The following is a 12,111-nucleotide window of genomic DNA, read 5'->3' on the forward strand; positions in this document are numbered from 1 at the left end:
GTGATTTAAAAAATCACCTTACTATTTTAGTCTTAAAAACTATAACGAACCCCAGCCATTAAATCAGTTGTACTTAGTTTTAACTCTGATTTAGCGTTATTATCAGTAGTGTTGACGCTTATTTTACCGCCATTAGTATAACGTGCAATAACGTCGGCCGACCAATTGTCTGTAATTTTATATGCAGCCCCCAAACCTGCTGCATAAGCAAAACGAGTTTTGTTTTTAGAATCTCCTAGATTCCACCATGAAGTGCAATTTGTCTTAACTCCTTCGAATAAAAGGAGGTAGGGCTTTTAAACTTATGCCATTTTCTTGGGCAAGAGTTTAATAGATATTGAATTTTCTTTATCTGTTCGTCGTCAACTAATGAAATGGCCGCTGGCTTAGGTATAAACTGACGTATTAAGCCATTGGTGTTTTCATTTGTGCCTCTTTACCAGCTTTTATAAGGCTCCGCAAAGTATACGCTAGTATTTAAATAATGCTCAATCGCATGATGATAATTAAATTCCATCCCATTATCAAAGGTGATGCTTTTAACCATCTTTTTAAACGGCGTTAGCAATTTTATTATCATATCTCTCGTTTCGAAGGCGGTGCGTTGATTAAGGCGTCCAATGAGTACTAGTCCAGTTTTGCGCTCAACTAACGTCAACAATGCTTGCTTGTCTTTACGGCTAATAATGGTATCGCCCTCCCAATGTCCTTGCGTTTTCCGACTTTCTACATAACTTGGACGTTGTTTAATTGACCGTTTATATCGGCGGTCTCCTTCTTTAATACTCGGTGCCTTGCAATGCCGATAAGCTTTGCCTTTTCGCCTTAGATAAGGTTTGAATTGTTCATAGCGCGCTTTATTTTGATAAAGGTAGTTATAGATTGATTGGACGCTGATTTTCTTTAAACGTGCAGCAATCTGCTCTGGGCTGTAATAAAGCATGAGGTATTTTTCAACTTGACGCCATACCGAATACTCTATTGCCTTACCATTACCGCTGTTTTTTCGCCTTTTCCGTGCGAGTGTCACCGCCTCATGTGCTTGATAGGCTTGATAAGGATGTCTATTGAGTAGCTGCGCTATCTCTTTTTTATTCTTTCCAGCTTGTAATAATACAAAAATCTGGTATCTTTCCTTCCTAGAAAGGTGATTATAATACATAGCAATCTCCAAACTGTGGTGGTGCGAAGGGGCTAGTATAAATCACCTTTCTACTTTCTTCACTCCACCGTGTCTAAAATTGCACTTCATGTTTGAATCCAGGTAATACCGGCGATAAAATAAATGCAATAATTATGCATACAACAAATACAAATGGAATAAACATTTTTGTATACAGTTCCAATAAAAAATTTAGTATGTTACCGTTGTTGTATAAAAAGGTAACTTTAATTATTGCAATTAAAAAAGTAATAAAGATTATGCTAAAAACCCAATAACTTATGTTGAGAGAAGAATTTACCCAACGCATGATAATAAACACAATAAGCAGTATAAAAATAGAAGCGAAAACAAATACAATGTCAGTGTAGTTTGTAAAAACGGTTATCTCACGTCTGTTACTCTTGAAGGAACCATAAATAGCTATCGCTAAAGCGGTAGCTAATATTTCCCAGAACAGATAACTAGATTCACTTTCCAATGTTATAGGTTTTTGTTGAATTGTAGCAAAACATGGGATTGGAATAATAAGCAGAATTAAAACAACGCTCATTATTAACTGAGTATTTTAATAGTTTATTAGTCAGTTTTTACTAAAACTGTTCATAGGTTTTATTTTGCATCTTTTGTATCAACATTTTAGGAGCACTAAAATCGACCGCTAGAGTAAAACTTCCATCCTCGTAAGACTGTATGATTATTTCTGCTTGACGAGTATTTAATGGACTTTTTTGTAGTAAATCAATATATGAATTAGCCGTTTTAAGCGTTTGTTGTAGTGATTCGTTGTTAATGTTAATAATATTCAATGAAGATGAGCTATCGAAACTTTCCATCATAAAATCTTCAACTATTTTTTGGCATACAATATTACCTTTAGTCTTAACAATATAAAAAAGGTCAATATTTTTGTCATCATTTGCTATATAAACAGCTGAAAAGTTTTTTCCTAATGCCGACATTAGTGAAGTAAATTTATTAGCATTCTCATCGAATTTTGTTTCTAAGTATACTGATTCCAATTTTTCATCACTATCAAAAGTTAATAACATGTCCCATTCGAAATCTAAAAATTTTTGGTTATAACCATATAATTCAGAATTATTTTGAGGATTTGATTCAAGTTGATATTTATTTAATACGTCATTTTTACTCATGCCATAATTCAACTCTTTGTATAATTGAATTTTTTGTTGCGATGCAACTGCAATATTTATAAAAGAGAATAAAAAAATAACTAAAAACAGAGTGCGTTTTTTCATGATGTGTTCTCGTCGTTAACGAATAAAAGCACCCCCAAATTTTATTTTTAGAGGGACTTTTCAAAGTGTATTATTATGAAATTAAAATAAAAATTCTAGTTATTGTAATGAAAGCAACAAAACCCAACGAAATATTTTTCCACAATTTTTTATCTGTTACTTTTACATTGTGAATTGCAAACAAGGTAATACCTGACCAAAAAATTATCATTACATTTGTTATTAATCCATTTTTACTTGTGGGAAAAATGGAATCTGCAATAGTTATAAAAGCAACAGGAAGAAACCAATATAGCCAAAAAGTTTTGGTCAATCCATATTCTCCTTGTATGAATTTTTTATGAGCTTCTTTACTTTTGTCTTGTTGTGATTTTATTTTTTGTAGAATGGACATTTGACAATTCCTTATAAAACTTTATTAATCGATTAATTGGACATAAAATATTTTTTGTTGTTTATCTTGCCAAGTAATAGAATATTTAAACGAGCCTGACTTCATTAAAGTTGCTTCTTGTAAATATGCCTGACATAGATACTGTTTATTATCATTATCAGTACGGAGTGTTTTTTGATTAACAATAGTCGGCTTTTTAAAACCTTCTCTTGTGTAAATTTCTTTTAATATATTTTCTGCATCCTTACTATCACATTTTGGTGGCATTTCATCTCCACAACCAGTTAATAAAAAACAGCCTAATAACGTAAATAAATATTTTTTCATCATTTCTCCTGAATCAAATAACATTTTTAATATAATCAATCCATTTCTGGTCGTTTTTTGTTCTTTTTTACTACATACTGCGTCCAAAAAAGTGAACTCTAGGTTAAAATTAATGCCACGATAATGTATCCTTTATCAAGGGCTGAATTGTATATATCGTTACTCCTACAAAATTCACTAAAAAATAAGAAATACATAATGTTTTTTCTATAAAAGGGCTATATTGCCCTTTTCTTTGCTAAAATGAATAACGAACACCAATTGTTAAATCAGTTGTGCTAAGTTTTAATGATGAATTTGAGCTATTATCATTAGTTGATACACTTACTTTTCCTCCGTAAGTATATCGAGCCTGTAAATCTGTAGACCAATTGTCCGTTATTTTATAAGAAGCCCCAATACCTGCAGAGTAGGCAAAGCGAGTTTTGCTTTTGGAATCAGTATCGGCATCCTCGTTGTCTCCGCCTTTTACCAGTCCTGTTCGTTCATATTTCAAAAATGCAGTACCAACACCTAGTGATGCATAAGGTGTGAAATCAGTTCCTGTATCAATATCATAATAGGTATTTAACATTAATGTATTCATACGTGTTTTTATGCGTAAATAGTAATTAGCAGTTTGCGCATCTCCATCGTCATCGATATATGACACATTTCGCAAATTGGTATTTTTATTTAAATTACCACGTTTAGTAAACATCAATTCAGTGCGAATAGGGATACTAAATTGAGGTTTAAAGTTATATCCAATTCCTACACCACCACTAAGAACTGTCTTATTTTGAGATCCAAATCTTAAATGACTAGGATTTATATCGTCCTCATTAAAGTGATGCTCTATGCTTTTTGCTTTTAGCCAACTTGCACCTATTTGACCATTAATATAAAGGCCTGATGTTTCTGCATAAGAAAAGCTACTTATACTTGTTAAAAAAGCTATTGTAATTAACGATTTCTTCATTTTTATTCCTTATTTTGCCGAAATTGACTTTTAAAAGTATAAATTAAAAACGCAAAAGCATCAATAATAGATTTTTTTATTTAATTTTATATCAATAAAAGATATTTAATAAAAAGACTAACATCTCGACAATAAATACCAATTTAAATTTTAGTTATGAGTAAAACAATTAATGGCAAAAGTACCTGTATCTGATATAGATAAAAAAGTAGGAAAGCGCATACAACACTGTAGAAAAGAAAATAATTTAACTATAGCTGAGTTATCTGAACAAGTTGAGTTATCAACTCAGCAATTATCTCGCTACGAAAGAGGGATTAATAAAATTAATCTGGATCATTTAACTAAAATTGCACATAAATTAAATACACCAATAAGTTGGTTTCTTATTGATGAAGAACAAAGTTATATCTTTAATAGTTCCAACAAAGTAAGTGAAAAAAAAACGGGATATTATTCTACACAAAATGATCTAAAAACCCGTTTATTACAACGTTGGGATATGTTATCAGTTGAACAAAAACGGGCAATTATTATTTTGATTGATACAATGTAATAAAAATAAGTTTTTATTTTAAGATTTTAAATCCCTTTGGAGCTTTGTTAGACGTTTTTAAATGATAGGGTGATATATACAAATCAGTAATTGTTTCACCTTTATAAGTCATGATTTCATATATATCAATAATATTACTAATATTATCAGCACCAGTACTTCCTATCCTTTTCCAACTTATTTTTGTACCATTATCTAAACGTAGATGAGATAAGTAATCTTCAATTCCCTGTATGCTATTAACAGGAATAGGATTAGTAATACTTAAACCAAATTCACCAAAACCTTGTGCTATTTCATTTGTTTCACAAGCTTGTGGGTTATTATTAATCAGTTTATTAAAAAGATCAGAAAGATGATTAGATAGCTTATTACAGTTAGATTTTTTATGTTTAAATTGCGAGTTCATATACACTCCTTTTGGGGCTTGAGTTGGTTATATAATAATTATGTAAACACAAAATATTGTTTTAGTTTTGCCAAGTTAAGTTTATAAGAATATGAAATAATGGAATGGTTAAATAAATTACAACTTAAAAAACAATTAATCAAGTAAATTAACTATCTGATTTAATTTAATAAAATTTACTTTTTATTGTTTTTTTGTTATAATTATCATTATAAAAACATAACAAAATGAATAATAGATGAAACCATCCAAACAAGGGGACTTAGATAATTTTTGTGGTATTTACAGTTTAGTGAATATGATTTCCTACCTTTATAAAGGTAAAATAAAACGTAAGCTATTGTATCTTAAGTTGGTTAATGAGTTTCATCATCAACATAATCTTATTGATTTAGTTGATACAGGAATGAGTAATGTTGAAATGGATAGTTTAATTGAGTCTGTTTTAGCAAAAGGTTATTATAGGCAACATTATCCAATACAAATAAGTATGCCTTATCGTTCTAAATTTCACATAAAAAAAACTCAACTGTTTAAGGAAATAAATCAATTTCTTAACAAAAAAGATGGTCAATCAACTTCAGTTATCATCGGTACTCAATATCATTGGAGTGTTGTCTGCCATATTGATAAGCATTTCATCCATTTTCTTGATAGTTCAAACTTTAATAAAGCTCGTCTAAGCTCATTTTCAATTAATAATACACAAAATTGTTATCAGTTAGGTTTAGATGATATCTATTTTTTTGAGCGTGAAACATGACTATAACAACAATATCATTAGATGAAGTTATAATTATTAATCAAGCTAAAAAAATAATTGCCAACCATATGAATAAAGGTAAGAAAATTTCTTCACCAAAGGATGTAACCGACTATTTTGTATTAAACTTTGGGCTATATGAATATGAAGTATTTGGGGTTTTATATTTAAATCAGCAAAATCAAGTTATCAAATTTGAAGAACTTTTTAGAGGAACTATAAATGAAACAAGTGTTTATCCTAGAGAAATAGCTAAACAAACACTTATTTACAATGCTACATCAGTTATCTTAGTTCATAACCACCCTAGTGGTGAATGCAAACCAAGCCAGCAAGACATTCAACTTACACACAAAATAGAACAAGTTTTATCCCTAATAGATGTTACAGTTTTAGATCATTTTATAGTTGCTAAGCATAATTTTCTTTCACTGAAAGAAAATGGATACTATTAATGCTATTTGAGTGTATTAAATTGTCAAATTAGATTTATATCCTCGATACATTTAATCTAATCTCATCACAAATTCCATCTAGTATATGTTTAAAACTTGCAATGCCTCACTTTATATTTTATTACTTTTCGCTAAGAAGATAGAAAAAATTATTTTAGTTCATTATAAACCACACTTTCCAATAAGCTGAAAATCAAAATAAATCACTACATGGACATAAATAACATTCCATATATAAAAATAATTTGACTTTACATGTATATTCTCTATAATAATTTGCAATCAAGTAATAACCACATGAGGTCATTAATAAATGAAAAAAACTGTTAAATTAGTTGTAAAAACTCTTTTGGCATCTAGAGATGATTACAATAAAGATAATGATAAAGAAATAAGCCGATTTAGAATCACACGAAGTAGCATAAAAAAAGCTGCAGATCTAAATCAGCTCCCTGACAATTTTGAAAAAAAATTATTCTTTGAAATGACTAAATATGGATGGCTAGGTTTTTTAGATTTCGATGACAATTTTGTTTTTGTCAAAAATGAATCACTAAAAAATTGGGCCCGCTTAGGATCTACTCGTATCAATAAACAAAAGGAGGAATTAGAAAAAAATGATTAATGATGAATCTATCATTAGTAGGCTTATTACTATGTCGGAATTACAAGAAATGACACAACTTTGTAGAAATACTTTAATGTCATTAGCTAATAAGGGGGAATTTCATGTTTATAAACTAGGTGAAAGGCGAATTGCATTTAAGCTGGAAGAAATTGAAGATTGGCTTACTCGTTGCAAAGTCAAGCCAATCTCAAATCTAACAAACGAAATTCAGTAGCTTTATGTGTATATTTTGTTGTTGGCGCAACAAAATATACAACTACTAATATCAATAATGTGAATAGGAATAAAGCCTATTTACTCACCTTTATAGGATACATAAATTATGAAAAAGAATCAAGGCTCGAATTTCGAGTCTATTCTTACAGCTAAAGAAAATAAAGCGAACACGCTAAAATTTCTCCATAAAAAATCATTACCTTATTCCAAAATAAGGTATAAATTACTTAATAAGCTAAAGTCCTGTTATCCAACAGAGCCTTGTTGTAGCCCTTCGTGTCATATATGTAAACGGGAGATACGATTAAGTATATTAACTTATTTGAAGGATTATTTTAGTAATTCAAACTATTTGATGGTTACAATTATTGATTATAATTACTTAATTGATGATGATTTAAAATATTTTAATCTTAAAAAATATCAGAATAATTTTTACCATCGAATCCGAAATATAGGTATAAATTCTCAGATTATTGGTTGTTTTGAGCTTGATTATCATCAGGATATCAATGCTTGGTTACCTCATTTCCATCTAATCATACCAGACAACACTGAAACAATTGAATACTTACGAACTGTTGCTCGTAATATCAACAAACATTCAATAAGAAACGGTGTTAGAAAACGTCCCATTTTAGTTCAAAAACTAAGTAACCCTATTAAGCAGATTAGTTATTTGTTTAAGTTTATGCCTCAAATGGTGATTTCTTATGTATATAAAGGTAAACGTTACACAAGAAAAATATCATTAAAAGGTGAACAAAAGGTTATTGCTTTAGTGAAATTTGATCGTTTTGGCTTTAATAACTTGATATTTAAATATGGTATTCGTTTACCTAATTTTACTAAAAATTTAAATAGAAAAAGTTAATTACATCTTAATCATTACATTAATACGTAGAGTTGAGCTATTTAAAGTAGTAGTTTGAGCATTCTTAGCTTACAACACTACTTAATTTTAATAGCTATATGTATAACATATTTTAATTATTTATTTATGTGATTGGGTGATTGAATCACCCAATCACATAAATATAAGGAAATTATTATGAAAAACTATATACGTTGTTTGGGCAGAACGGTTGTTTCCGAGCTATCAAATAAAGCTTATGTATATGTAGAACATTCTATCTCAGGTTCATCAACACCACGTAGACGATTGATTGAGGCAGAGTTAGCCTGCGATCCAAGAAAACTTAAGAATGATTTTATTTCTAATGGTTATGTTTTCAATAACCCTTCTGATAATACCTCTGATTACTGGAAAAAAGTAAGCTTGGAACTGAGTTCTATCACTGATAGTAATATTTTATTAAGTTATCGTCCTGGTTTTGTTGGTCGTAATTATCTTGATATTGGCGGTAAAGTAATCGGTCAAGTTAAAGGGCAATATGGACCTTTATTACATCCAAGTGTATTTTTTCCACCCGTTAATAAAGTTAAACAAGGTTCGTTGAAAGAATGGCAACAAAATGTTGCGCAATATGCTTATCATAGCTCTTTATTGATGCTTTCTATATGCTTGCCGTTTACTGGAATAATTTGCTCGTTGACTTCTATTGAAAATGGGGGATTTCATATTTATGGTCGTAGTTCTTTAGGCAAAAGCATCATGACATATGTAGCAGCATCTGTTCTTGGTCACTATTCAAATAATGAAAAGTGGAATGTTACAGAAACAGGAATGGAAGAGTTATCCGAAAGAAATAATGATTCTTTATTGATTTTAGACGATGCTCAAACTATTGCTGACACTGCAAAACAGAGAGCAAGCCGACTTCAAAAAGCAATTTATGTTTTTGCTAATGGCAAAGGAAAAGTTAAAGCAAAACGTTATCAAGAAAGAACAGCTGAGTGGAGAGCTTTTATGTTAAGTAATGGTGAAAAAAGTTTACAACAATATGCTCTTGAAGGTGGATCTGAGAAGCTTAATGGCGAAAAAGTTCGCGTGATTGATATACCTGCAAAAATTAGTAAACAATACGGAATATTAGAAAGCTTACCTGATGAGTTTCAATCTACATCTGAGTTTGTACAGCATTTAGAGTCAAATTGTAAGCGTTACTTCGGTAATCCTAAGTATCATTTCTTAGGTAGCTTAATAGAAGATCTTAATAAAGCTAAAGTTAATGTTGTTGATTTCATTACTAAACGAATTGCTTATTTCAAGAAGAAGATCAAAGTTGATTTAAACAATGGTATTGAAGTGAGGATAGCTGATAAATTTGCTCTTGTATATGCGGCTGGATGCCTTGCTATTGAATATGACGTGTTGCCATTTAAAAGAAAGGATATATTGAGTGGTGTAACTAAATGCTATTACTATTCACAAAGAACACCTGAGTATGAACAACATTATCAAGACGTTTTAAGTAATCTAAAAAAACAAGTTTATGTTGATTTACTTAAAAGTAGTGGCAAGTATACTGAAAAAGATATCAAATCGTTTGATATGGTTCAATGCAAGGTTAACAATCAATCCGTTTTAGCCATTACCAAGAAGTACTTACAACAAATATGTGGTGAACAAGATGTTAATGGTTTTCTTAGATCTTTGCTAGATAAAGGCATTTTATTAACACAAAAAGATTCACGAGGTAATCTAAAGTATACAAGACAAATTCGTTATAAACTGAAAGGTTCCAAGATTAGTAGAGCGATTGAGAGGCGGTATTGTATTAAAATTTAATTAATAATAGATTAAACAATCTTTTGCTGATATTTTTATTAGTAAGAGATTGTTCTAGAGTGATTTTATAGTTATATCATTAAAATTATTAGACTTATCCACAATTATTAATTACCATGAACCTATTATTTGTAATAATCTTGTATAACCTGATAGTTATAATTACCAAAATCGTTTTCATGTTTGTTGTATTGAATTAAGGTGAGTTAATTGACAAAAAAAACAGATAGAGGAAATGTTAATGATACTTCAAAAATGTACTTGCTTTCAGAGGTTCAAAGCCGCTGCCCTCTATGCAATTGTTCATTGATAGTGAAAAAGACTAAGAAATTGAATATTCGGGTTTTTGATGTTGCTCATATTTACCCACTCAATCCTACTGAGAAAGAAAAACAGCTGTTATTAAATGAAGAAAAAATAACACAAGAGATTGATAGTGAAGATAACTTGATAACATTGTGTAAGATTTGCCATAAAAAATATGATACAAATAAGACAGTGGATGATTATCGTCAACTCGTAGCTATAAAAAAAGAAATTATTAAAATAAAGGAAGTTGAAGATATATGGAATAATCAAAGTTTACATCAAGATATTTCTATTATCGCTGAAAAAATAAGTGAACTAAACACTGATGATATACAGAATACACAACTTAGTTTAGATGCCTTATCTCTATCAAATAAAACAAACGACACATTTTGTTTACCAAATAGAATTAAAACAGAAGCATACATAAAAATGTATTACACACCTATAAAAGAAACATTCAAAATTTTAGAACTAGAAAATAAAGTCAGCACTGATTTTATTTTTCAACAAGTAAAGAGTTACTATCTTGCATTAAAAATGAAAGAGCTAAATCAAGATGAAATTTACGTAAATATGTGTAATTGGTTTATGGTGAAAACTAAAATAAAGGTATTGACCAAAGCTGAAATTTTAGTGTCTTTTTTTATACAAAACTGTGAGATATTTTCATAATGATATTACCAAATAAAACTATAAAAGCATCTGAAAGTAGTTTATTTAAAGCTACAAAAATATTACCTTTTATTGAAAATAATATGAGTCCTCTTGAGTTATATAATATTACAAATAAATATTTAATTGATATACCTGATTTTATTCAAGCATTAGATGTTCTATTTGTTTTAGGAAAAATCAAGTTAGATTCAGATAATGAGGTAATTACAATTGCTTAAGTCAATAGAATGCGAGAAATTAACTAAAACTTCTTTACTATTTAAAGAAGGATTAAATACACTTATAGGTGCCGATGATGCTCATAATTCAATAGGAAAATCTTCAGTTTTAATGCTTATCGATTTTGCATTTGCTGGGGATGATTTTCCAGAAAAGTGTGACGATGTTATAAAAAATACAGGTCATTTTGATGTAAAAATAACATTTAAGTTCGACAAAATTTACTCATTTATCAGAAATACTAATAAGCCTGATAATGTATTATGTCTAGAGGAAAATGAAATTTGGCCAATTGAAAAGTATAGAAATTTCTTACAAGTGATGTACGGTTTGGATAAACTTGAACTAAGTTTTCGTGAGTGTGTGAGTGCATTTTTCCGTATTTATCAAAGAAATAACTATAATGAGAAAGAACCATTACATATTGTTGCAAAAGAATCTTGGTCACTAATCAAGAAAAGATTACTCAAATTTTTTGATGAGTACAAAAAAATAGAGCTGTTAGAAAGTAATAAAAAAACTAAAGAAAAAAATAGAATGGATATTAATGGGACATTCAATTCAGGTTCCGTTAAAAAAATAACAAGAAAACAATTCGAAAAAAATAGAATTACTATTGAAGCCTTAAATTCTAAAATAAGTAATTTGAAAGAGACATTGAGTTTAAATATAACTGATATATATAAAATTTTAAATGATGACAATTATAATTTGATGGTAGAAAAAGAAAAGCTATTAAAATTATTACAGAAAACAAAAGTAAGCTTACATAGAATAGAAAGTAATATGTTAAAAAAAGGGAAAGATGCTAGCGCATTAGCCGCTATAATTGAATTAATCCCTTCAATTAATATTGATAAGTTAAATAAGATTGATAAATTTCATAATGGTATAGCGACTATATTAAATGAACAATTGAAGCTTGATAAAGCAAAATTGTCAAAGGATTTAGATGTTATAAATAGTCAAATAGATAGCATTGACTCTAAACTCAAAAAAAACATTGAGTTAGATAATAAAAATAGTATTTTATTGGATACTCTTCTAGAGTCAGATCAGGAACAAAAAACTCTAAAGATT

The 12,111-nt window shown here is 29.3% G+C and carries 16 protein-coding genes and 1 pseudogene; 10 read left to right on the forward strand and 7 right to left on the reverse strand.

Going from position 1 to position 12,111, the window contains the following annotated elements:
- Positions 1-32: 32 nt before the first annotated feature.
- The 6 genes and pseudogenes from A9G40_RS14130 to A9G40_RS02065 form a co-directional block, all read right to left on the reverse strand.
- A pseudogene (locus A9G40_RS14130) lies at positions 33-230 on the reverse strand (outer membrane protein); the annotation flags it as partial.
- A gap of 206 nt (positions 231-436) precedes the next feature.
- Entirely contained in the window at positions 437-1,162 is a 726-nt protein-coding gene (locus A9G40_RS02040) for an IS30 family transposase (protein WP_065581678.1), read from the reverse strand.
- A 593-nt stretch (positions 1,163-1,755) separates the two neighbouring features.
- Complete coding sequence (locus A9G40_RS02050; protein WP_065581680.1) at positions 1,756-2,424, reverse strand: hypothetical protein; 669 nt, start codon at positions 2,422-2,424, stop codon at positions 1,756-1,758.
- A gap of 73 nt (positions 2,425-2,497) precedes the next feature.
- Positions 2,498-2,818 carry a hypothetical protein gene (locus A9G40_RS02055; RefSeq protein ID WP_065581681.1) on the reverse strand — a complete coding sequence of 107 codons (321 nt, stop codon included), beginning with the start codon at positions 2,816-2,818 and terminating at the stop codon, positions 2,498-2,500.
- Positions 2,819-2,842: 24 nt separating this feature from the next.
- Positions 2,843-3,232: a hypothetical protein gene (locus A9G40_RS02060; protein ID WP_141675161.1), complete on the reverse strand. Its 390-nt coding sequence runs from the start codon at positions 3,230-3,232 to the stop codon at positions 2,843-2,845.
- Between the two features lie 151 nt (positions 3,233-3,383).
- Positions 3,384-4,106 (reverse strand): outer membrane protein, encoded by a 723-nt coding sequence (locus tag A9G40_RS02065; RefSeq protein WP_065581683.1) that lies wholly within the window; start codon positions 4,104-4,106, stop codon positions 3,384-3,386.
- A 172-nt stretch (positions 4,107-4,278) separates the two neighbouring features.
- Here A9G40_RS02065 and A9G40_RS02070 point away from each other — a divergent pair, with 172 nt between their 5' ends.
- On the forward strand, positions 4,279-4,662 hold the full coding sequence (locus tag A9G40_RS02070) for a helix-turn-helix domain-containing protein (RefSeq protein WP_065581684.1): 384 nt from the start codon (positions 4,279-4,281) through the stop codon (positions 4,660-4,662).
- 13 nt (positions 4,663-4,675) lie between these two features.
- On the opposite strand, the gene A9G40_RS02075 is transcribed toward A9G40_RS02070, so the two are convergent.
- Complete coding sequence (locus A9G40_RS02075; protein ID WP_065581685.1) at positions 4,676-5,071, reverse strand: hypothetical protein; 396 nt, start codon at positions 5,069-5,071, stop codon at positions 4,676-4,678.
- A 238-nt stretch (positions 5,072-5,309) separates the two neighbouring features.
- On the opposite strand from A9G40_RS02075, the gene A9G40_RS02080 reads away from it, so the two are divergent.
- The 9 genes from A9G40_RS02080 to A9G40_RS02120 all read left to right on the forward strand — a co-directional run.
- On the forward strand, positions 5,310-5,834 hold the full coding sequence (locus A9G40_RS02080; RefSeq protein WP_065581686.1) for a hypothetical protein: 525 nt from the start codon (positions 5,310-5,312) through the stop codon (positions 5,832-5,834).
- Entirely contained in the window at positions 5,831-6,289 is a 459-nt protein-coding gene (locus A9G40_RS02085; protein WP_065581687.1) for a JAB domain-containing protein, read from the forward strand. Before A9G40_RS02080 ends, A9G40_RS02085 begins: the two co-directional genes overlap by 4 nt.
- A 313-nt stretch (positions 6,290-6,602) precedes the next feature.
- A complete protein-coding gene (locus A9G40_RS02090) occupies positions 6,603-6,914 on the forward strand; it encodes a hypothetical protein (protein ID WP_065581688.1) in 312 nt (103 codons plus the stop codon).
- Positions 6,907-7,131: a helix-turn-helix transcriptional regulator gene (locus A9G40_RS02095; protein ID WP_065581689.1), complete on the forward strand. Its 225-nt coding sequence runs from the start codon at positions 6,907-6,909 to the stop codon at positions 7,129-7,131. The genes A9G40_RS02090 and A9G40_RS02095 overlap by 8 nt, the downstream gene beginning before the upstream one ends.
- A gap of 108 nt (positions 7,132-7,239) precedes the next feature.
- Positions 7,240-8,007 carry a hypothetical protein gene (locus A9G40_RS02100; RefSeq protein ID WP_141675162.1) on the forward strand — a complete coding sequence of 256 codons (768 nt, stop codon included), beginning with the start codon at positions 7,240-7,242 and terminating at the stop codon, positions 8,005-8,007.
- Positions 8,008-8,184: 177 nt separating this feature from the next.
- Complete coding sequence (locus tag A9G40_RS02105; RefSeq protein ID WP_065581691.1) at positions 8,185-9,825, forward strand: DUF927 domain-containing protein; 1,641 nt, start codon at positions 8,185-8,187, stop codon at positions 9,823-9,825.
- A gap of 210 nt (positions 9,826-10,035) precedes the next feature.
- Positions 10,036-10,809: an ABC-three component system protein gene (locus A9G40_RS02110; protein ID WP_065581692.1), complete on the forward strand. Its 774-nt coding sequence runs from the start codon at positions 10,036-10,038 to the stop codon at positions 10,807-10,809.
- On the forward strand, positions 10,809-11,030 hold the full coding sequence (locus tag A9G40_RS02115) for an ABC-three component system middle component 7 (RefSeq protein ID WP_065581693.1): 222 nt from the start codon (positions 10,809-10,811) through the stop codon (positions 11,028-11,030). Before A9G40_RS02110 ends, A9G40_RS02115 begins: the two co-directional genes overlap by 1 nt.
- Positions 11,023-12,111 (forward strand): hypothetical protein (locus A9G40_RS02120; protein ID WP_065581694.1); only part of this gene is annotated, 1,089 nt, incomplete at its 3' end. The genes A9G40_RS02115 and A9G40_RS02120, both read left to right, overlap by 8 nt.

The sequence above is a fragment of the Gilliamella sp. Nev3-1 genome (genome assembly GCF_001690435.1).
Classification (GTDB): Bacteria; Pseudomonadota; Gammaproteobacteria; order Enterobacterales; family Orbaceae; genus Gilliamella; species Gilliamella apicola_C.

Bases quoted from the DNA above. Each gene is read 5' to 3' on its own strand.
- A9G40_RS02080 (WP_065581686.1), top strand. From the start codon at position 5,310: ATGAAACCATCCAAACAAGGGGACTTAGATAATTTTTGTGGTATTTAC.
- A9G40_RS02055 (WP_065581681.1), bottom strand. From the start codon at position 2,818: ATGTCCATTCTACAAAAAATAAAATCACAACAAGACAAAAGTAAAGAA.
- A9G40_RS02050 (WP_065581680.1), bottom strand. From the start codon at position 2,424: ATGAAAAAACGCACTCTGTTTTTAGTTATTTTTTTATTCTCTTTTATA.
- A9G40_RS02070 (WP_065581684.1), top strand. From the start codon at position 4,279: ATGGCAAAAGTACCTGTATCTGATATAGATAAAAAAGTAGGAAAGCGC.
- A9G40_RS02115 (WP_065581693.1), top strand. From the start codon at position 10,809: ATGATATTACCAAATAAAACTATAAAAGCATCTGAAAGTAGTTTATTT.
- A9G40_RS02065 (WP_065581683.1), bottom strand. From the start codon at position 4,106: ATGAAGAAATCGTTAATTACAATAGCTTTTTTAACAAGTATAAGTAGC.
- A9G40_RS02085 (WP_065581687.1), top strand. From the start codon at position 5,831: ATGACTATAACAACAATATCATTAGATGAAGTTATAATTATTAATCAA.
- A9G40_RS02075 (WP_065581685.1), bottom strand. From the start codon at position 5,071: ATGAACTCGCAATTTAAACATAAAAAATCTAACTGTAATAAGCTATCT.
- A9G40_RS02095 (WP_065581689.1), top strand. From the start codon at position 6,907: ATGATTAATGATGAATCTATCATTAGTAGGCTTATTACTATGTCGGAA.
- A9G40_RS02090 (WP_065581688.1), top strand. From the start codon at position 6,603: ATGAAAAAAACTGTTAAATTAGTTGTAAAAACTCTTTTGGCATCTAGA.
- A9G40_RS02040 (WP_065581678.1), bottom strand. From the start codon at position 1,162: ATGTATTATAATCACCTTTCTAGGAAGGAAAGATACCAGATTTTTGTA.
- A9G40_RS02105 (WP_065581691.1), top strand. From the start codon at position 8,185: ATGAAAAACTATATACGTTGTTTGGGCAGAACGGTTGTTTCCGAGCTA.
- A9G40_RS02100 (WP_141675162.1), top strand. From the start codon at position 7,240: ATGAAAAAGAATCAAGGCTCGAATTTCGAGTCTATTCTTACAGCTAAA.